Origin of the sequence: Enterococcus sp. JM9B, from assembly GCF_009933265.1 — a bacterium.
GTDB lineage: Bacteria > Bacillota > Bacilli > Lactobacillales > Enterococcaceae > Enterococcus_C > Enterococcus_C songbeiensis.
The window spans coordinates 44,262-60,139 of record NZ_MAEK01000012.1 but is presented as its reverse complement, the minus strand read 5'-3'; the positions used below and the strand labels follow the sequence as shown (position 1 = coordinate 60,139).

The window sequence follows — 15,878 nt, the reverse complement described above, 5'->3', positions numbered from 1 at the left end:
ACACTATTTGACAAAGAGCCAAATAAAAAAAGAAGTTAGAAATACTTGAAATCCTTGATGGATAAGTATTTCTAACTTTAAATGAAGGAGAGTACAGGATTTTTTTACCTTGATATACCACTGTTTATCGCTCTTTTACCCAAAACTTGACCAAACTTTTTCTCCGGAATTAATTCACCCAAAGCGTTTATTATGTTTTCGTCGGTTTTTGCTTTGTATTCGTCAATCAAATATGCGTAAACTTTTGCGGTGATTGTTATATTATTATGACCCAGTCTTTTAGAGATGGCATAAATGTCAATGCCGCTCGAAAGCAAGTAAGCTACATGCGTATGTCGGCAACTGTGAAAATGGAATCCTTTGCGGTCGATAGCCAATTCTTTGAGCGATTCCTTCAGCAGTTTGTTGACTGCTGATGATGTCGGAACGGATTGTTGACGATAAACAAATAATCTTTTTTGCGGGTCATCTTTCGGCAACTCTTTTAAAGTATCAAGTAAAAAGTCGTCCACGCGAAGAATTCTATTTGACGATTCATTTTTTAGCAGTTGAAAATCTTGTGTCGCGTCATTCCAAGATTTTTCGACAGTGATTGTTTTAAAGGCAAAGTTAATATTATCCCACGTTAAGCCGGCAATTTCTCCTGGTCGCATGCCAGTTAAAAGAGCGGTCAGTATCATATATTTCGTGGGAAAATGAGGATTCTTGGTCTCCAAGATAAAATTTATAAGTTTTTTAGTCTCCTCGATATTTAAATAATCAATTTTACGTGTAAGGCTATCATCGTAGACCATTTTTGTGCCTTGGATAAAGTCGCGATAGATCAATTTGTCATAGACCGCATCTTTTACTGCTGCGTGATACAAACTATTCATTTTTGATACGGTTGCTTTGGAGTGGGTAGCGCCAAACTCATTTAAAAATTTTTGATAAGTTTGCCGATCCATGTCTTGCAATAAAATGTCGGGCAGATATTTTTCGAGATTCATTTGTGCCTGCTTGTATGTTAGTTTTGTCCTGTCTCTTATCGTAGGCTCTTTATAAAGCTCATACCAGTCTTTAAAATAGGTTGTGAATAGTTTTGGTTTAGTGGTTGCTAACTCGCCTGTGATGGCCAATACTTCGTTTTCATTGGCAAAAAGGAGAGCCTCTTTTTTTGTTTTAAAGCCTGATTTTGTTTTTGTTTTATATTTTCCTTCAGCTGTTTTGTAGGAAATACGAGCTTCCCACGTCTTTCCACGCTTTCTAATACTCGCCATGTTGAATCATCCTTTCCTGTCTGATACAATAGGCATGTCAATAAGCCTATTGTTTATTGCTAAGCACGCCATTCTGTGAGGGGAGGGCGTGTTTTTTATTTTGTGATTGGAAGTTCGAACTCGATTGAATCCCCATATTTTTCAGAAGCAAAAGTAAATTTCAAAGATTCGCTCGGTGTTGCAAGCAGAACGGTAGATGTAGCTAATTTAGATTCACCGTCGGCTATTTCATAGATTTCGGGTTTTGCGTTTCCGTTTTCGTCAGAATCATAGTAACCAAATTCTGTTTTCGAACCGCCTTGGTCTTTCCAACCACCAACGCTAGAAACGCCATTTTTATCCACGATTTTTACATTGTCCAGAAAAGGCATGCCAAGTGCTTCACCACTGCTGTTTTTCATAAGTAGTGTGACTTTGACAGCTTGCTTTGCTTGACCGTTGGAATAAAAATCAAGATTATTATCGCTATTTGTCATTTCAGATTTTGCTTTATCAGTAATGTCTTTGACTTCTGTCGCCTCAATTGTGTACATTACTTTGTCGCCAGATTTGATTTCTCCAGCCACGTTAAGCTCAGTGACAACCGGTTTTGCTTCCTCTTTTTCGGAAGATTCCGTAGTTGAACTGATTTCCGTTGCTTCTGAATCAGTTTGTTTTGTGGAATCTTTGACTTCGTTGCCATCGTTGGCGCATCCAACAAGGAAAAGTAACGCTACCAACCCAATTAACATTTTTTTCATTCAAATCCCTCATTTCTGATATAATTGTTTTACCATAACAAAAAACCTCAAAAGGGTAACCCTAGCCGCAGCGCCAACTACGACTGGGGTATTTTTTTATAGGTCAGCGCTCATCTTAATTGCCTTGCCCAAAATCCTTGCCGGGTTATCCGGAGTAACTATATACGGGTCGTATGATTGATTGTCTGGCATTAACATCACTAAATTACCTTGACGCTTAACACGTTTGAGAGTAGCTTCTGTATCACCGTTTACAAGAACTGCTGCAATTTCTCCATCTTCCACGTCTGGTTGTTGTCTAATAAGTACATAAGCGTTATTTGGAATAGTTGGTGCCATACTATCACCTTTGCAATGCAGATAAAATAAATCGCCTGTCGGTAGCGTGTCAGCGACTTCATCACGATAGCCTTGGATATTTTCCTCTGCTGTGATTGGGTCACCGCAGGCAATGTCACCAAGCACTGGTATCGAAATTAATTGACTTACTTTTATCATTCCGTCAATTTGCTCTTCTGTAATTCTAGATCGCGGAACGTTAAAGTAATCTGCTAAAGCTTGAATTTTATCAAGTCTTGGATATTTCTCACCGCTGAACCAGCTTCTAACAGTCGCTTCTGCAAAACCGGTATCTCGTATCACATCAGCCTGCGTTTTTCTTTTTAGTTCAAGCAGCTCATTTAAGTTTTTTGCTAAAATTTCTCGTTGCTGTTGGGCTGTCGTTAACTGTTTCATACTACTTTATACCTCCCTTCGATGTATTAATCATATACCTAAAGTGAGGAAAAGTAAAGAAGAAAACCTAAACTTTTTTTACTTTAAGTGTTGACTTCGTACTTTTAGTGCGGTATATTATAGGCACAGGCAGGAAAGTGAGGTGATATGTATGCCAGAACAATTATCTATTTCGGCGTGGCGAGAAGAAAAAGGTTTAACCCAAGAAGCCCTAGCTCAAAAGCTTGGCGTCAACGAAAAGACGGTTAGTGAGTGGGAAAACAAAAAAGTGGCAGTTAAACCGATGCACATTTTTGCTATTGCTTATGTACTAAAAGTGGACGCAGATAGAATCCGTCCGTAATTTTTTTAATTTAAACCGTACTTTAAGTGCGGAAAGGAGGTTAAACAATGAACGCACAAAAACTAGAAGTGACAATCACCGGCATCGATGAAGCGACCCAAAAGGTTGAACGATACGTTGAATTATTAAAAGAAGCCAAAACGTTGGCAGACGAATTGGCTTCGGTGAATTTTGAAATTACTTCTTCGGTTCAAAAGTGATTTTTTGACCACAAGAACAAGTAACTCCATTAGTTGGAACCTTGATAAGCTTTTGGCAATTAGGACATTCCATCTCAACACCGCCAGCGTCATTAATGATTTCCTTTGCAAGTTGTTCAGGATCACTAAGCTTTTTCATTAATTTATCAAGTCCCTTAATTTCAAAATTTTTACCCAATTTTTTCACCTCCTTTAAGGAGAGTATACAACAGAAAGGGGAATCCCGTTGAATGAAATTTCGCTATCAAGCGATATCAACGTCATTACCGCTGAAATCAATTCCTACAAGCAGATTGCAGGTCAATCCATTTGGGAAATCGGCAGACGATTGAATTATGTAAAAGAAAACGACTTGGCGCATGGTGAATTTGGGAAATGGTTAGAAACAGTCAACATTGAACATTCGGAAGCCAATCGTTTTATGAAAGTAGCTAAAGAGTTGCCAAATTATGACACGTGGCAGAATTTAGGTAATCGAGCTTTATACCTAGTCGCCACACTGCCAGAAGAAGAACGAACCAAAGAACACGTCACTTCTAAAGGAGAATCTAAAACGCCCGATGAAATGACCGTTAGAGAATTACAGGAACTCAAAAAACAGCTCAAAGCCAAAGACGAGCAAATCGCCACACAAGCAAGAATGATTGATGATTTGACCGAACAAGAACCGGAAGTTATCGAAAAAGAAGTAGTGGTCGAAAAGGTGCCAGATGATTATAACGATTTGAAATCATCAAATATGGCTTTGCTGAGAGAACTGAACTCAGTTAGCGGAGACTATCAAAAATCATCACAACTAATCAGCGATATTAATGCCGAAAACGAGAAATTGAAATCTGAACAGGAACGCTTGAAACAAGCTTTACAGTCCAAGCGGCAGATGGAAAATGACGAACTCGAGCAGGCACAGTTGAAACGATTACAACGTGATGCAGACATCAACGTCCACAAGCTTATTCTCAACATGAATGAGTTTGTCAAAGAGCAAGCTGTCACTGTGTACGATTCACAAGCCATCGCTGGCGCAAGCCCAGATACCAAGCAAAAACTAGATGAAGGCATAAAACGAGTAGAAAATCTGCTGAAAGATATTAAACAAGAAATCGGAGGAGAAGTAGCATGGATAATCAATTGACGAAAAACGACCCACTTATTTTTACGTTAGAGCGCCAAAACAAGCAAGGTGAAGCATTAGTTGCTGTCTTAAAGGAAGTTAGAGCTATTGAGAACAGAGTGGACAAGCGTGTTAGTGAAGCCGAAGCGTTGTTAGACAAGATGTCAAAGCAAGTCACGATCACATATGAGGAACAACGTGAAATTACGTCACTGATCCACTGCACGGCTGGAAAGTTAGCTCGCAAGCATGAGCAAGTTTTGCAAGAAACATTTAGCGACAATCTGTTTAAGGCGTGGAAAGGGCTGTTTGTCCGTCGTATGCACTCAAAACTAAAAGAACGAATGAACGTCGCAAGATACACCTCAATTGAACGTGTGAACTATGACGAAGCCACAGCGTATCTAAAAAGCCTGTCTTATGTAAGCTTTAGTAGCCATGATTTAGAGCCAACGCCAGGGATTTTGAAAGTGTTGGAATTGGAGGAATCAAAATGACTGAACATGACAACATAATTGATGTTCTAAAAGATTTGTTTGAGTTGAGCGATGCTAAAAACATTACAATTGACGGAAAAATCGCAACTGTTGAAGACTTACAAGAATCATATAAAGAATCGCTTATTAATCTTGCTGATTTATTAGGCGTGAGCGAGTTGTATTTGAAATAAAGGAGGCCTAACCATGGAAATCACAATCAAAGCAACGCCAGAAGAAATAGCAAAATTGCTCCAAGCTATTGCGAGTAGCCCAGAGCAACCAAGAAGAAAACATCTAGAATCGAAACTACAATACGATTCACAAACAGGAGAAGGGAAAATTATTCCTCAAAAGAAATAACCACTTTCTTGCTTCTAACTGGAATTGTCTGGTTGAATTTTCGATTTGAGTAGATAGTTAAAAACTCATCATCACGAGTAACGCATATTACAGTATCATCTTCAAACTCTTGAAGAACCATATCGTGATTAATAGTAAAAACTGTACGAGTCTTAGCTGGCAACTCAACTTTGAATTCATTTGCAAACTCAACAGGCAATTCAGATTGAAAATCTAACTTATAGTCTTTCATAAATTTTCACCACCTTATCAATTATTTCAGCCGACCACTGACTGATAAGGAAATTATACCAAAGGAGAAACAACATTGAAAAACAAACTAGCAAAAACAACAGCAATCATCGGACTAGCACTAGGTAGCGGCGTTATCGGCTATGCAGCAAGCAACGCATTTCAAGACCTAGACACGATCAAAGCAAACTTCAACACAGTGTTGCAATACGGACAAACCAAATCGCAACGTGTGTCAGAACTCGAATCACAGCTATCCAACAACACTCGCACGCAGGAGCAGCTGAAAGCCGAAATTGAGCAAATCAAATCGGACAAGCAGAAGGAAATTGAAGCCAAGCAACGAGAAATCGAACAAAAGCAACAGGAGATCGCTACAAAGCAACAGGAATCCGATAGCTTGCGCCAACAACTGTCCACGGTGCAAAACGACAAGGAGCAGTTAGAACAGCGTGTGAGCGAATTACGGAAGTATACAGATCAAAAAGTAGGGGAGCTTAGTAAATGATTAAAAGAATCACTATATCAGTTGAAGAAGATAGTGGATCGACAATGCAGCATACCGACAATTGAGAAACTTTTTTAATCAATAGAAAGGAGAATCGACATGGCGCAACAATTTCAAGTGGTCGTACCAATCGAACTGCCACCAAATTTAAAAATCGTGGATACAACGATGCTTGGTGAAAACGAATCGCTGCTTGGTAAAACGTGGAACTACGCCGATTTACGTGCTTGGTTAGGAAACAAATCAAAAGAGTGGATTGAAGACAACATTCTCTACAATCCCAAATACAGCCATGAAATCAAGAAAATGATGGATGAGGGTTATATCGTCCACAAGGGGGCAAAAGGTAGCCCGTGGAAATTTAAAGCTCGCGAAATGGCGTTGTTCCTTGATAAGCATTGGACTGATTTCGGATGGTGATATGGAAAAACATCTTAGCCATCGCAATTTTTAGCACACTGTTTATGACGGCGATGATAATCATCGAAAGGAGAAAGAAATGAAAAAAATCTGGTGGATGCGGCGCATTGCGCTATCGGGCATCTTGGTCACTTTAGGCATGTTGTTGACCGGGGATATCCCGCTTTGGGTGCAGGTAGTTGCTCCAACATTGGCGATTGCATGGATCATTGTTTATGACGAATGGATTTTGGAAATACAAAAAAGCCAGCGAGGAGGCTGACTAGGTGGAAATCGAGACAATTGCTCATTTAAATTGGATTATTTCAAAATTATCTAATGTGAACGAAAGACAATATTACATCGATCATGAATTTTTTGACCAGACCATAGTTTTTACAAGAGAGAAAGCTATTCAAATGAAGAGTGACATTTTAAAAAAATCGGGAAATGAAAAATCGCTCTAAAACAATCCCGATTATGATATTCACTATCAAGACCAAGGGTTTATAAAAAATAGTTTCTTTAAACGAATACCACTTACCAATAATTGAAGTTCCATTTAATTCCCATTTTTTCGTCAAGACCATTAATTTTTTATCGATAGCTTGCGTCAAGTAGTTAGAAAACAAGTCGACTTTTGAGGCAGTAGACATACTTAGCTTAATATAATTTCGATTTGCGAATGCTTCGGCTTCTTCTTGACCGTTTAGAAAATCCTTTTGATTGATTTGATTATACTCCATTAATTTAATCATTCTTGGATTTCCTATATAACGCTTACCGTACAGATGAATGAATAATCGGGACAAATCAATTTTGTTTTGGTCGTCAATTCTGGTTGGGAAACCACCTAAAACTTCATAACGATGTTCAATCGCTTTGAAACCGTAATTAGTATCACGCATATTCCAATGAATCCATTTTTTTCCACTATTGGGTTGTACAAATTGAAAGAATTTATCTAGCATTGCTTTTTCTATTTCATCGTAATTGTTTTCTATTTCAGAAAACGGTATGCCCTTAATTTCCGCGGTTTTGTGAATAGCAAAAAGGTCTGTTTGACCGTCATCAAATTTACGAACTGCGATAGAAGTGATTCTGGGGCTTTTACCATCTTCCTTGTTATAGAAGCTTTCACAAGAATAATGAATCAAGAGATAATCTTTTCTGTTTAAATCGATTGTTTTTAGTGTTGCGAGGCCTTCTTGCCTGTCTGAATATCGTGTCATACGCGCTCCTTACATTGTAGTTGGATTTAGTATACGGCTAAAAGCACGAATGAACAATACCAAATTGAAAGAGGTGAGAACATGAACGAAACATTTGCTGTTATGTATATCATAAACGGTCAATATTACCCAATCGCATTGACCGCAGAACAACAAATGATGATTCAAACGTTTCTAAAAGGATTGTTCGCTTCAACTGGAAACGGAAAATTGAATCTTATCGATCAACCGTTTGGAAATGCGATAAATTTAGTCGCAAAAAAAGACTAGCCCACCGACGAAAGTTAGCTAGTCAAGAAAAAACATTTACTAAATTATACCACGGAAGCGAGAGGATATAAATGGCAGAACAAATTACAAACGAACCGGTTTATTACACTAAAAATTTTGGTGACTATTCTAATTCCGAAAACAACTTTGTTACCAATCAAGAATTGACGGTCACAATCACGCTAAATGAGTATCGAGAATTGATTAAGGCTGTATCAACATCCGCTGATAAAATCGACAAAATCAGACTTGAGGGGTGGGAGAAAGACGAAAAAATCAAAGCTCTAAAAGCTGAAAATGCATCGCTGAAAACAAAAATCTTTGTGCTTCAAAATCCCGCTGATGAATTGGAGGAGCTTGAAGATGATGAAAACTGACAGTTTGGGCGTTCCATTAGAACCTGAATATGAGGGACCGATTTTAACGGATCTATACAGCGATGACATCTATCTAAACAGCACCGTTTATATCAATGCTGATGGTTTGCTACTTGAAGAAAATCTGGAACGATACACGAAAGAGTATGTGGAAGAACTAACCGCTGGCGAAGCGAACGAGGCATTGCGAGAAGTAATGCTGCCAAGCGAGTATTCCGAAGTCATCAAAGAAGCGTTGCTTGCTTGGATATCAGACAACGGGTATGCGAAATTCTTTGATTTAAGACCAAAGAGAGGAGCCGATATCGTTGAATCTTGACCAGCTAACCATGGACCTCGAAAAACTAGAATCCGATTTTGGTGCATTGCAAAACGAGTATGACCGCCAAATCGCTGATTTACAAGATAAAAAAACAATCGCATTGCAGGCAATCAAACAAGAAATTGATGCGGGGCGAACGTTGCAATTACAACTTTTAGGTGATGCAAAATTCATTGAAACGGATAGCTTCATCGTTTCAAAAAAATATCCAAATCCTAAAAGCAAAGCGACTTACAAATTAGTCCAACCGACTGAAAAAAACGAAAAAGAAAAATTCTTACGCTATATGCAGGAAGAACATATTGGACTTTTGAAGGAAGAAACAACCTTTAAATTGATTGCCAACGACACGAAGCAGTTGCTTGTTGACGGTGTCTTTCACATAACTGGTGAAGGCTTGGTTGTGGATGATAACGGAATGGCGATACCTTATTTAAAGGCGGAAATGAAAGATGTCGAAGTGAAAGTGAAGGTGAAAAATAAATGACAGATAAGAAGTTAGTTTTGAAAGCAGAAAAAGAATCAAAGGCCACTATGCCAGTATTTATTGATACCGAACAACATCAAAAATTACTTGCATTAAAGGCAGAAACGGGTATTCCTTTGCGGCGATTGGTAGAAAAGTTTATCGAATATGGATTGGATAATGTTGTGATAGAAGGTGGCGATTGATGAAAATAAAAAAAGCAGTTGATCTACGTAAAGATAAAGATTGGCGCATTATGATTTATGCCAAACCAGGAACAGGGAAAACATCGTTGGTCCAATTCGTTAAAGGCAAAACGCTAGTTCTTGATATGGATGATTCAACAAAAGTATTAGCCGGTCTAACTGATATAGATATTATCGAATTCGACCGAGTTCATCCACATGAGTTTATCACGGAGTTTATTAAAGAGGCACCAGCGTTAATTAAAAGCTATGACAATTTAGTCATCGATAATATTTCTAGTTTTGAAAAAGATTGGTTCGTCGAACGTGGGCGGACTTCGAAAAATGGAATCAGCAATGAAATTCAGGACTACAGTCAATGGACGAATTATTTTGCTCGTATTATGACAACGATTTATTTGCTAAAGGATATCAATATTTTAGTTACTGCATGGGAGAATCAGCGAGAAATTACCACCGAGCGTGGACAAACGTTTAACCAATACGCACCGCAAATTCGAGATAGCGTTCGAGACAACCTTATGGGATTAACGGATATCGTCGGACGAATGATTATCAATCCCGATACTGGCAACCGCGGAATCATCTTGGAAGGAAACGATGCTGTGTATGCGAAAAACCGCTTGGATCAGCGAAAAGCAGCGCCAGCTGAAGAACTTTTTTTGATTGGTGGTGAGAGCGATGTATCAGCTCAGACCGTATCAAAACAAACTAGTGACGGAAAGCAGAAAGCATCTAGCTAATGGGAAAATCGGAGTGCTTATTCAATCTCCACCGGGGAGTGGAAAATCGGTCGTTATTGCCGAAATTGTTCGACTAGCAACGGAAAAAGGCGGCACGGTATTGTTTTTAGCCCACAGGAGAGAGTTGCTAGATAACATTCGAGAAACATTGGAGGCAAACGATGCGGACCTTTCAAAAGTAATCGTACTGTCCGCTGTGATGGCAAAGAACCGGTTAAATACGTTGCCGCCGCTCTCTCTCATCATCACAGATGAGGGGCACCACGGAAAAGCTAAGACCTACATGGAAATCTACAATCACTTTAAAGAAATTCCTAGATTGGGTTTCACCGCTACACCTTATCGACTCAACGGGGAAGGCTTTACTGACATTTACGAAGAAATGGTTGAAGGTCCATCTATTCAATGGTTGATTGATCACCAAAATTTAGCGCCGTATCGATGGTTTTCAATTCCGCTCATTGATCGTTCGAAAGTCGATTTTAAAAATGCGACACGTGAAGCTGAAAGCTCTGCCGAGTTATTCGAATCTGATGCCACGATTCAAGGCGACATTGTTAAAAATTATAAAAAATACGCAGATGGGAAACAAGCTATTGTGTATGCACCAACGATTGCAGTTAGTAAATTAATTGTACAGTGGTTTAACGAAGCAGGCATTTATGCCGTTCACGCTGATGGAAAAACACCAACTAAAGAACGTGATCAAATCATGGCTGATTTTAAAGCAAAGAAAATCACGATTTTATCCAATGTTGATTTGATTTCAGAGGGGTTCAATGTACCTGATGTAGGAGTGATCATTCTATGCCGACCAACGCAATCAATCGTTCTTCATCTACAGCAGTCTATGCGTGGTATGAGGTATCGTCCTGATAAAACATCTATCATTTTGGACCATGTGGGTAACGGAGCTAATTTAGGATTACCGGCCGATGAGTTTGAATGGTCATTAAGCGGGCGCAAGAAAAAGCAAGTTAGCAGCAGTGGACCGCCAAAAATCACCTGTACTACCTGTGGGCAACAGTTTCTTTTAAAAAGTCTTTTAAAAATTGACGATAAACCGCACTGTCCATTTTGTCTGCAAGAAATTGAAATGAAGGAAAAAGAGTCGTCCGTCACTTTTGACAAGGCAGTAGAGATGATTGAATTAAATGCTGAAAAGGCAAAATTTCTTCGATTGTCGAAGAAAAAATTCTCGGCAAAGCAGTCGCTTGAATATAACTATTCAATTGCAAAGGCGAAGGTAAGAATGGCAGAAAAAGGTAATCCGCTATATAAAATGTTTGGTTCTTTAACCGCCTATCACGGAAAGGAATATCCATTAAGCACCTTAGAAGAATTTTCTCTAATTTGTAACATTTCGATGGATAAAGTTTTGAGAGCCTATAACTGGGCCTATGAAAAATATCAAGAAAAACCGGAAGCACCTACGTGGGTGGCAAATATATTCTACTAAAAAAGAAAGAAGGAAATAACAATGACAGGATTTAAAGTAGACTACAACGAAGCGCAAGAATTTGGAACAGTATCAGACGGAGATTATGAAGTAGTGATTTTCAATGTAAAAGAAGATGCAACGAAAAGCGGTGCTGAATTCATTAATTTTGATTTCATCATTCGTAACGATATCCAACAATCATTTAAAAATAGTCATCTATTTCACCGTGTTTGGAAATCTAAGGAAACAAATAAATATAACAAAGGAATGGTCATGGCTTTAGCGAAGGCGTTTCAATTGCCTGACGGGAAAGAATACCAATCTTTCGATGATTTTTTGAATGATTTTGCGATGCGCGTCGGGAAGGTTCGTGTAAAAAACGAAGAATCTGAATACAATGGCAAGAAATATGAAAATACCAATATCAAAAAATTCGGTGCAAGTGAATTTCAAAATCTTCAACATCAATTTAAAACTAAGACAGATTCCCCATCAACTTCTCAAGCATACGATATTCAAGATGACGATCTGCCCTTCTGATGAATACTTATAACCGTATTCCCTCAGAACTCCGTGAATTAAATCAATGGGGGATTTACAAGCGTGAGTGGGATGAGGACAGGCAGAAATGGAAGAAAAAACCGCATGATCCGCATACGGGCAACATGGGCAGCAGCACAAATGAGAGTACCTGGTCTGATTTTCAGACCGCTCTCACTGCTATTGAAAAATTCAATGCAGACGGATTAGCATTCTATTTCAAACCGCCATACATTGGGATTGATTTAGATGATATTCCTGATGATTTAGAACGGTATCTACAAGGTGATATCGAAAACAACTTAGTTTATGTGTTTATGAATTCAACTAAAACCTATTCGGAAATATCAATGTCAGGTAAGGGGATCCATATTATCGGAAAGGCTAAAATCCCTGGAGACCGTAGAAGAAAAAAGAATGTAGAAATGTACACAGATGGTCGATTTTTCGCTATCACTGGAAACTTTTTTGGTAATAACAACGAAGTCAACGAGATCCCCAAAACACAAATGGAATTCCTTTACAGCCGATATCTTGAGAATGAAAAAGTAACCCAAGGGAATTTTTCAAGCCAGTGGCAAGACGGAAATGATCTATCAGTGCAAGAAATTATTCAAACTGCACTTACTTCATCCACGGGTCAGCGTTTTAAATTTTTTATGGATGGTGGTTGGGAGAAACTATACAGCAGCCAATCCGAAGCGGACATGGCATTCGCCAATGATCTAGCATTTTGGACTGCCGGTGATTTTCAAAAGATGGACGAGATCTTCCGTATGTCAGCTTTGATGCGGGATAAATACGATCAAAGACGTGGAAAGACAACTTATGGTATCGGACTTTTGAACAAAGCGATATCTGAGAGCACCAATCACTACTCAGGAAAGAAAAAAGCTGATGACTATTTTCTATCAATCCCTGGCGTAACTGTGGATGATATTGAAAAAAAAGCATTCAAAAAACACTACAGCTATGATGATACCGGCAACGCCGAACGGTATCTGGATATTTTCGGTAATCTAACGAAATATAGCTATGTCAATAAATGCTGGTACTTTTATAACGGAAAGAACTGGGAACAAGACAATATCGGCGCGGTCCGAAAATGGGTCGATCAGACAATCGATATTTTTAAGAATGAACCAGTCGAATTTCCCAAAGGTGCGACTGAAAAAGACCAAGAAGCCTATTTAGAAGCAAAAGCCAAGCATTTAAAAAGATCCAGAAACAACGCTGGGAAAGAAGCAATGATGCGGGAATTAAAGCATAACGTCGCGGTTCTGCCTGAAGAATTCGACGGTGATGATATGCTGTTCAATTCTCAAAACGGCTATCTTGATTTATCGAACGGAATTCTATATGAGCATGATATTTCAAAAATGTTCACCAGAATTTCGAATGCTGAATTCACGGATAAGATTGACTATCCACGGTGGGAATTGTTTCTTAATCAAATTTTTGGCGGGGATCAAGAGCTGATTCGTTACATCCAAAAGGCAGTCGGCTATTCTCTCACAGCATCAATTCGAGAGCAAGTGATGTTCATTCTTTTTGGCAATGGGCGGAATGGTAAGTCGGTATTTTTGGATATTATCGCTGAAATTATGGGCACGTATGCGATGGGAATGCAGGCGTCAAGTTTGATGGTCAAACAGGGTGGCAGCAGCGGACACAATGAAGATATTGCCCGATTGGATGGTGCGCGGTTAGTCACGTCATCAGAGCCGAACGAAGGAGTCCGTTTGGACGAAGGTTTAATCAAACAGCTTACAGGTGGCGACAGTGTATCTGCCAGCTTTAAAGGTGGCCACGTATTTGACTATAAGCCTAAATATAAGATTTGGCTTGCTACAAACCACAAGCCGATCATACGGGGAAATGACGATGGTATATGGCGAAGATTGCCGCTGATTCCGTTCACTGTTCAGATCCCGCTCGAAAAAGTCGATAAGAACCTAAAGGACAAACTGATGCGTGAACTGCCAGGAATATTTAATTGGGCTGTCGAAGGCTGCCTAATGTGGCAGAGAGAGGGATTGAAACCTCCCGAAAGCATCCAGCAAGCAACCATGGAATACCGGCAAGAAATGGATGTCATCGGTAGTTTTATCGAACAATGTTGCGAAACAGGACCCGGATATGCTATTGGGGCAACGGAATTGTTCAAAGCGTATGATAAATGGTCAAGGGATATGAATGAGCATCCATTTAGCCAAACACAATTCGGGAAAAAGATTATTGATAAATTCAAAAAGAAAAAAACGAACGGGAAAATTGCTTATGTGGGAATTGATTTAAAAAAAGAATTTCGTGAATTTTCAGTAGTAGTTCCCGGTTTGTGAAACAAAAATGTTTCATGGATACAGGATTAGGGAGGGTTTAGGGAGGGTTAGGGATAGTTTTTTTCAAACCCTCCCTGAGCTTAAGCCTTACAGCGACAACGGGTTGACGGTTGTTAGGGATAGTAGGGATAGTTTTTCTATATAGTAAATAAAATAATAAAAATAAGGGAATATATATAAAAACACAGAAGCAACCACGAAAAACCCTCCAACCCTCCCTAAAGTCGGTTAACGCTTAGAGAGACAAGGGATAGAGCAATTCTAAACCCTCCCTATTTTTAATAAACTATCCCTAATATTTTTTAGGAGGTACGCATGACAGCAGAAATAGATATTCAAAACGCTATCCGCAGAGAGCTACCAAAATATGGACATTTCGTTTTCCGTGGCAATGTGGGAAAAGTAAAAACAGTAGATGGCCGATGGTTTGATACCGGATTGCCGAAGGGGTGGCCAGATTTGTTCGGATGGACAAAAGACGGCAAATTCTTCGCTATCGAAGTAAAAAACGAGAAAGGAAAATTGCGTCCGGATCAGATACGATTTGGAGAATTTTTAAAAACACAGCCGGTGCTATACGGCGTGGCTCGATCTGTGGAAGACGCATTGGAAATAGTTGATGATCAGAATCTACTATGACAATAAGCAAGCAATCATCATAAACGAGCGCACAAAGACCTACCGCTACGTTTCGCGACAAGAAGCACAATTATACGCAAAACTTGTTAAAGCATCGCTATCGCAACGTCAAGCGCTCAATCAACGAGAAGAATTACTGATAGGATGGGGGTACAAAAATGTCGGATAAGCGAAAATTGCAATTGGAATTAGCGGAAATCACGCATGCGACTGGTTGGGATAATGATCCGAAAAATGTGGAGATAGCTCGGAAAATCGCTAAAAAATTGATTACTGATGAAAAGCCGCGGAAAAAGCACACAATCCAGCTATTTAGTGAGAGTGAGCAAAAAGAGATGGTTTGGATGTATCTCAACGAAAAATCGATTCGATCGATTTACGAGAAATTCCATACCACGAGACCAGTAGTGACGAATATTTTGAAGAAAACTGGTGCGTATGTAGAGAAGCAAAAACAGCGAGAAGAATTGATCGACGTAATGATTACTGATTACCAAAACGGCGTGCCAATAGCAGTGCTTGAAAGACGGTATCGCAACATGAGCGTGTGGAATTTGCTGCATACGAGAGGTGTTATTGGGTCTCAGAAGATTGAACACCCAAAATACATGAATTAATCGAATAGTTTAAACCCGTCGAATTCGACCAGTTTAGAAAAGCAAAATTTGTTCACTAACGACAGAGATTATTAACTTAGGAGGTTTTAACAATGAGAAATAAATACTCAGGTTACTGTTATCGTTGTGGCGGTTTCGTTAATCGTGGCGAAGGCCATTTCGAAAGAAAGAACGGAAATTGGAGACTTCAACATGCTGATTGTGCTGTGAAATATAGAGGGACCAAAGTTCAAGGAAATGGAAAAAGACCTGAACAGGAGGCTAAAAAATGTCATACCCAAATTTAAAAGGGAATGTATACTGCGCCAACTGTTT

Annotated in this window: 29 protein-coding genes; 23 read left to right on the top strand and 6 right to left on the bottom strand. The window is 39.2% G+C overall.

The window, feature by feature from the left end; genetic code table 11:
• Positions 1–104 precede the first annotated feature (104 nt).
• From BAU16_RS03910 to BAU16_RS03900, 3 genes are all read right to left on the bottom strand, one after another.
• Positions 105–1,259, bottom strand: coding sequence for a site-specific integrase (locus tag BAU16_RS03910; protein ID WP_161526485.1), 1,155 nt, complete (start codon positions 1,257–1,259; stop codon positions 105–107).
• 95 nt (positions 1,260–1,354) lie between these two features.
• Positions 1,355–1,999: a hypothetical protein gene (locus BAU16_RS03905; protein WP_161526484.1), complete on the bottom strand. Its 645-nt coding sequence runs from the start codon at positions 1,997–1,999 to the stop codon at positions 1,355–1,357.
• 96 nt (positions 2,000–2,095) lie between these two features.
• Positions 2,096–2,734 (bottom strand): LexA family protein, encoded by a 639-nt coding sequence (locus tag BAU16_RS03900; RefSeq protein ID WP_161526483.1) that lies wholly within the window; start codon positions 2,732–2,734, stop codon positions 2,096–2,098.
• A 151-nt stretch (positions 2,735–2,885) separates the two neighbouring features.
• On the opposite strand from BAU16_RS03900, the gene BAU16_RS03895 reads away from it, so the two are divergent.
• Together BAU16_RS03895 and BAU16_RS13565 are read left to right on the top strand one after the other, a co-directional pair.
• Complete coding sequence (locus BAU16_RS03895) at positions 2,886–3,077, top strand: helix-turn-helix transcriptional regulator (protein ID WP_161526482.1); 192 nt, start codon at positions 2,886–2,888, stop codon at positions 3,075–3,077.
• Between the two features lie 47 nt (positions 3,078–3,124).
• Positions 3,125–3,277, top strand: coding sequence for a hypothetical protein (locus BAU16_RS13565; protein ID WP_202621241.1), 153 nt, complete (start codon positions 3,125–3,127; stop codon positions 3,275–3,277).
• Here the strand turns inward: BAU16_RS13565 and BAU16_RS03890 are convergent.
• A complete protein-coding gene (locus tag BAU16_RS03890; protein WP_161526481.1) occupies positions 3,255–3,455 on the bottom strand; it encodes a hypothetical protein in 201 nt (66 codons plus the stop codon). The genes BAU16_RS13565 and BAU16_RS03890 overlap by 23 nt on opposite strands.
• Positions 3,456–3,503: 48 nt before the next feature.
• Here BAU16_RS03890 and BAU16_RS03885 point away from each other — a divergent pair, with 48 nt between their 5' ends.
• From BAU16_RS03885 to BAU16_RS13555, 4 genes are read left to right on the top strand one after another with little or no spacing between them, the layout of a single operon-like run.
• Positions 3,504–4,412, top strand: a complete 909-nt coding sequence (locus BAU16_RS03885) for a DUF3102 domain-containing protein (protein ID WP_161526480.1) — start codon at positions 3,504–3,506, stop codon at positions 4,410–4,412.
• Positions 4,397–4,888 (top strand): ORF6C domain-containing protein, encoded by a 492-nt coding sequence (locus BAU16_RS03880; RefSeq protein WP_161526479.1) that lies wholly within the window; start codon positions 4,397–4,399, stop codon positions 4,886–4,888. The genes BAU16_RS03885 and BAU16_RS03880 overlap by 16 nt, the downstream gene beginning before the upstream one ends.
• The gene (locus tag BAU16_RS13560) at positions 4,885–5,061 is read left to right on the top strand and encodes a hypothetical protein (protein ID WP_202621240.1); all 177 of its coding nucleotides are present in this window, start codon (positions 4,885–4,887) and stop codon (positions 5,059–5,061) included. The genes BAU16_RS03880 and BAU16_RS13560 overlap by 4 nt, the downstream gene beginning before the upstream one ends.
• A gap of 13 nt (positions 5,062–5,074) precedes the next feature.
• Positions 5,075–5,230, top strand: coding sequence for a hypothetical protein (locus BAU16_RS13555; RefSeq protein ID WP_202621239.1), 156 nt, complete (start codon positions 5,075–5,077; stop codon positions 5,228–5,230).
• Here the strand turns inward: BAU16_RS13555 and BAU16_RS03875 are convergent.
• A complete protein-coding gene (locus BAU16_RS03875; protein WP_161526478.1) occupies positions 5,211–5,462 on the bottom strand; it encodes a hypothetical protein in 252 nt (83 codons plus the stop codon). The genes BAU16_RS13555 and BAU16_RS03875 overlap by 20 nt on opposite strands.
• Positions 5,463–5,537: 75 nt before the next feature.
• On the opposite strand from BAU16_RS03875, the gene BAU16_RS03870 reads away from it, so the two are divergent.
• The 4 genes from BAU16_RS03870 to BAU16_RS03855 all read left to right on the top strand — a co-directional run bounded on the left by BAU16_RS03870 (position 5,538) and on the right by BAU16_RS03855 (position 6,835).
• Complete coding sequence (locus BAU16_RS03870; RefSeq protein WP_161526477.1) at positions 5,538–5,969, top strand: hypothetical protein; 432 nt, start codon at positions 5,538–5,540, stop codon at positions 5,967–5,969.
• A gap of 99 nt (positions 5,970–6,068) precedes the next feature.
• Entirely contained in the window at positions 6,069–6,389 is a 321-nt protein-coding gene (locus BAU16_RS03865; RefSeq protein WP_161526476.1) for a DUF771 domain-containing protein, read from the top strand.
• 79 nt (positions 6,390–6,468) lie between these two features.
• The gene (locus BAU16_RS03860) at positions 6,469–6,651 is read left to right on the top strand and encodes a hypothetical protein (RefSeq protein ID WP_161526475.1); all 183 of its coding nucleotides are present in this window, start codon (positions 6,469–6,471) and stop codon (positions 6,649–6,651) included.
• A gap of 4 nt (positions 6,652–6,655) precedes the next feature.
• Positions 6,656–6,835, top strand: coding sequence for a hypothetical protein (locus BAU16_RS03855; RefSeq protein ID WP_161526474.1), 180 nt, complete (start codon positions 6,656–6,658; stop codon positions 6,833–6,835).
• Here the strand turns inward: BAU16_RS03855 and BAU16_RS03850 are convergent.
• The gene (locus BAU16_RS03850; RefSeq protein ID WP_161526473.1) at positions 6,803–7,600 is read right to left on the bottom strand and encodes a hypothetical protein; all 798 of its coding nucleotides are present in this window, start codon (positions 7,598–7,600) and stop codon (positions 6,803–6,805) included. The two genes, BAU16_RS03855 and BAU16_RS03850, sit on opposite strands and share 33 nt — an antisense overlap.
• Before the next feature lie 81 nt (positions 7,601–7,681).
• Here BAU16_RS03850 and BAU16_RS03845 point away from each other — a divergent pair, with 81 nt between their 5' ends.
• From BAU16_RS03845 to BAU16_RS03785, 13 genes are all read left to right on the top strand, one after another.
• A complete protein-coding gene (locus tag BAU16_RS03845) occupies positions 7,682–7,870 on the top strand; it encodes a hypothetical protein (RefSeq protein ID WP_161526472.1) in 189 nt (62 codons plus the stop codon).
• Positions 7,871–7,941: 71 nt separating this feature from the next.
• Positions 7,942–8,247, top strand: coding sequence for a hypothetical protein (locus BAU16_RS03840; RefSeq protein WP_161526471.1), 306 nt, complete (start codon positions 7,942–7,944; stop codon positions 8,245–8,247).
• The gene (locus BAU16_RS03835; RefSeq protein WP_161526470.1) at positions 8,234–8,566 is read left to right on the top strand and encodes a hypothetical protein; all 333 of its coding nucleotides are present in this window, start codon (positions 8,234–8,236) and stop codon (positions 8,564–8,566) included. The genes BAU16_RS03840 and BAU16_RS03835 overlap by 14 nt, the downstream gene beginning before the upstream one ends.
• Positions 8,556–9,056 (top strand): hypothetical protein, encoded by a 501-nt coding sequence (locus BAU16_RS03830; RefSeq protein ID WP_161526469.1) that lies wholly within the window; start codon positions 8,556–8,558, stop codon positions 9,054–9,056. Before BAU16_RS03835 ends, BAU16_RS03830 begins: the two co-directional genes overlap by 11 nt.
• The gene (locus tag BAU16_RS03825) at positions 9,053–9,241 is read left to right on the top strand and encodes a hypothetical protein (RefSeq protein ID WP_161526468.1); all 189 of its coding nucleotides are present in this window, start codon (positions 9,053–9,055) and stop codon (positions 9,239–9,241) included. The genes BAU16_RS03830 and BAU16_RS03825 overlap by 4 nt, the downstream gene beginning before the upstream one ends.
• Positions 9,241–9,984 carry an AAA family ATPase gene (locus BAU16_RS03820; protein WP_161526467.1) on the top strand — a complete coding sequence of 248 codons (744 nt, stop codon included), beginning with the start codon at positions 9,241–9,243 and terminating at the stop codon, positions 9,982–9,984. The genes BAU16_RS03825 and BAU16_RS03820 overlap by 1 nt, the downstream gene beginning before the upstream one ends.
• Positions 9,923–11,443 (top strand): DEAD/DEAH box helicase, encoded by a 1,521-nt coding sequence (locus tag BAU16_RS03815; RefSeq protein WP_161526466.1) that lies wholly within the window; start codon positions 9,923–9,925, stop codon positions 11,441–11,443. Before BAU16_RS03820 ends, BAU16_RS03815 begins: the two co-directional genes overlap by 62 nt.
• 21 nt (positions 11,444–11,464) lie before the next feature.
• Positions 11,465–11,965 (top strand): DUF669 domain-containing protein, encoded by a 501-nt coding sequence (locus tag BAU16_RS03810; protein WP_161526465.1) that lies wholly within the window; start codon positions 11,465–11,467, stop codon positions 11,963–11,965.
• Positions 11,965–14,307 (top strand): phage/plasmid primase, P4 family, encoded by a 2,343-nt coding sequence (locus BAU16_RS03805; RefSeq protein WP_161526464.1) that lies wholly within the window; start codon positions 11,965–11,967, stop codon positions 14,305–14,307. Before BAU16_RS03810 ends, BAU16_RS03805 begins: the two co-directional genes overlap by 1 nt.
• 315 nt (positions 14,308–14,622) lie before the next feature.
• A complete protein-coding gene (locus tag BAU16_RS03800; protein WP_161526463.1) occupies positions 14,623–14,946 on the top strand; it encodes a VRR-NUC domain-containing protein in 324 nt (107 codons plus the stop codon).
• Positions 14,927–15,115 (top strand): hypothetical protein, encoded by a 189-nt coding sequence (locus tag BAU16_RS03795; RefSeq protein WP_161526462.1) that lies wholly within the window; start codon positions 14,927–14,929, stop codon positions 15,113–15,115. The genes BAU16_RS03800 and BAU16_RS03795 overlap by 20 nt, the downstream gene beginning before the upstream one ends.
• Entirely contained in the window at positions 15,105–15,563 is a 459-nt protein-coding gene (locus BAU16_RS03790) for a hypothetical protein (RefSeq protein ID WP_161526461.1), read from the top strand. Before BAU16_RS03795 ends, BAU16_RS03790 begins: the two co-directional genes overlap by 11 nt.
• Before the next feature lie 92 nt (positions 15,564–15,655).
• Positions 15,656–15,850, top strand: a complete 195-nt coding sequence (locus BAU16_RS03785; protein ID WP_161526460.1) for a hypothetical protein — start codon at positions 15,656–15,658, stop codon at positions 15,848–15,850.
• Positions 15,851–15,878 lie beyond the last annotated feature (28 nt).

Excerpts from the sequence above, each read along its gene's own strand:
- BAU16_RS03910 (WP_161526485.1), bottom strand. The coding sequence starts at position 1,259 with ATGGCGAGTATTAGAAAGCGTGGAAAGACGTGGGAAGCTCGTATTTCC.
- BAU16_RS03905 (WP_161526484.1), bottom strand. The coding sequence starts at position 1,999 with ATGAAAAAAATGTTAATTGGGTTGGTAGCGTTACTTTTCCTTGTTGGA.
- BAU16_RS03900 (WP_161526483.1), bottom strand. The coding sequence starts at position 2,734 with ATGAAACAGTTAACGACAGCCCAACAGCAACGAGAAATTTTAGCAAAA.
- BAU16_RS03895 (WP_161526482.1), top strand. The coding sequence starts at position 2,886 with ATGCCAGAACAATTATCTATTTCGGCGTGGCGAGAAGAAAAAGGTTTA.
- BAU16_RS13565 (WP_202621241.1), top strand. The coding sequence starts at position 3,125 with ATGAACGCACAAAAACTAGAAGTGACAATCACCGGCATCGATGAAGCG.
- BAU16_RS03880 (WP_161526479.1), top strand. The coding sequence starts at position 4,397 with ATGGATAATCAATTGACGAAAAACGACCCACTTATTTTTACGTTAGAG.
- BAU16_RS13560 (WP_202621240.1), top strand. The coding sequence starts at position 4,885 with ATGACTGAACATGACAACATAATTGATGTTCTAAAAGATTTGTTTGAG.
- BAU16_RS13555 (WP_202621239.1), top strand. The coding sequence starts at position 5,075 with ATGGAAATCACAATCAAAGCAACGCCAGAAGAAATAGCAAAATTGCTC.
- BAU16_RS03875 (WP_161526478.1), bottom strand. The coding sequence starts at position 5,462 with ATGAAAGACTATAAGTTAGATTTTCAATCTGAATTGCCTGTTGAGTTT.
- BAU16_RS03865 (WP_161526476.1), top strand. The coding sequence starts at position 6,069 with ATGGCGCAACAATTTCAAGTGGTCGTACCAATCGAACTGCCACCAAAT.
- BAU16_RS03860 (WP_161526475.1), top strand. The coding sequence starts at position 6,469 with ATGAAAAAAATCTGGTGGATGCGGCGCATTGCGCTATCGGGCATCTTG.
- BAU16_RS03850 (WP_161526473.1), bottom strand. The coding sequence starts at position 7,600 with ATGACACGATATTCAGACAGGCAAGAAGGCCTCGCAACACTAAAAACA.
- BAU16_RS03845 (WP_161526472.1), top strand. The coding sequence starts at position 7,682 with ATGAACGAAACATTTGCTGTTATGTATATCATAAACGGTCAATATTAC.
- BAU16_RS03840 (WP_161526471.1), top strand. The coding sequence starts at position 7,942 with ATGGCAGAACAAATTACAAACGAACCGGTTTATTACACTAAAAATTTT.
- BAU16_RS03835 (WP_161526470.1), top strand. The coding sequence starts at position 8,234 with ATGATGAAAACTGACAGTTTGGGCGTTCCATTAGAACCTGAATATGAG.
- BAU16_RS03825 (WP_161526468.1), top strand. The coding sequence starts at position 9,053 with ATGACAGATAAGAAGTTAGTTTTGAAAGCAGAAAAAGAATCAAAGGCC.
- BAU16_RS03820 (WP_161526467.1), top strand. The coding sequence starts at position 9,241 with ATGAAAATAAAAAAAGCAGTTGATCTACGTAAAGATAAAGATTGGCGC.
- BAU16_RS03815 (WP_161526466.1), top strand. The coding sequence starts at position 9,923 with ATGTATCAGCTCAGACCGTATCAAAACAAACTAGTGACGGAAAGCAGA.
- BAU16_RS03810 (WP_161526465.1), top strand. The coding sequence starts at position 11,465 with ATGACAGGATTTAAAGTAGACTACAACGAAGCGCAAGAATTTGGAACA.
- BAU16_RS03805 (WP_161526464.1), top strand. The coding sequence starts at position 11,965 with ATGAATACTTATAACCGTATTCCCTCAGAACTCCGTGAATTAAATCAA.
- BAU16_RS03800 (WP_161526463.1), top strand. The coding sequence starts at position 14,623 with ATGACAGCAGAAATAGATATTCAAAACGCTATCCGCAGAGAGCTACCA.
- BAU16_RS03795 (WP_161526462.1), top strand. The coding sequence starts at position 14,927 with ATGATCAGAATCTACTATGACAATAAGCAAGCAATCATCATAAACGAG.
- BAU16_RS03790 (WP_161526461.1), top strand. The coding sequence starts at position 15,105 with ATGTCGGATAAGCGAAAATTGCAATTGGAATTAGCGGAAATCACGCAT.
- BAU16_RS03785 (WP_161526460.1), top strand. The coding sequence starts at position 15,656 with ATGAGAAATAAATACTCAGGTTACTGTTATCGTTGTGGCGGTTTCGTT.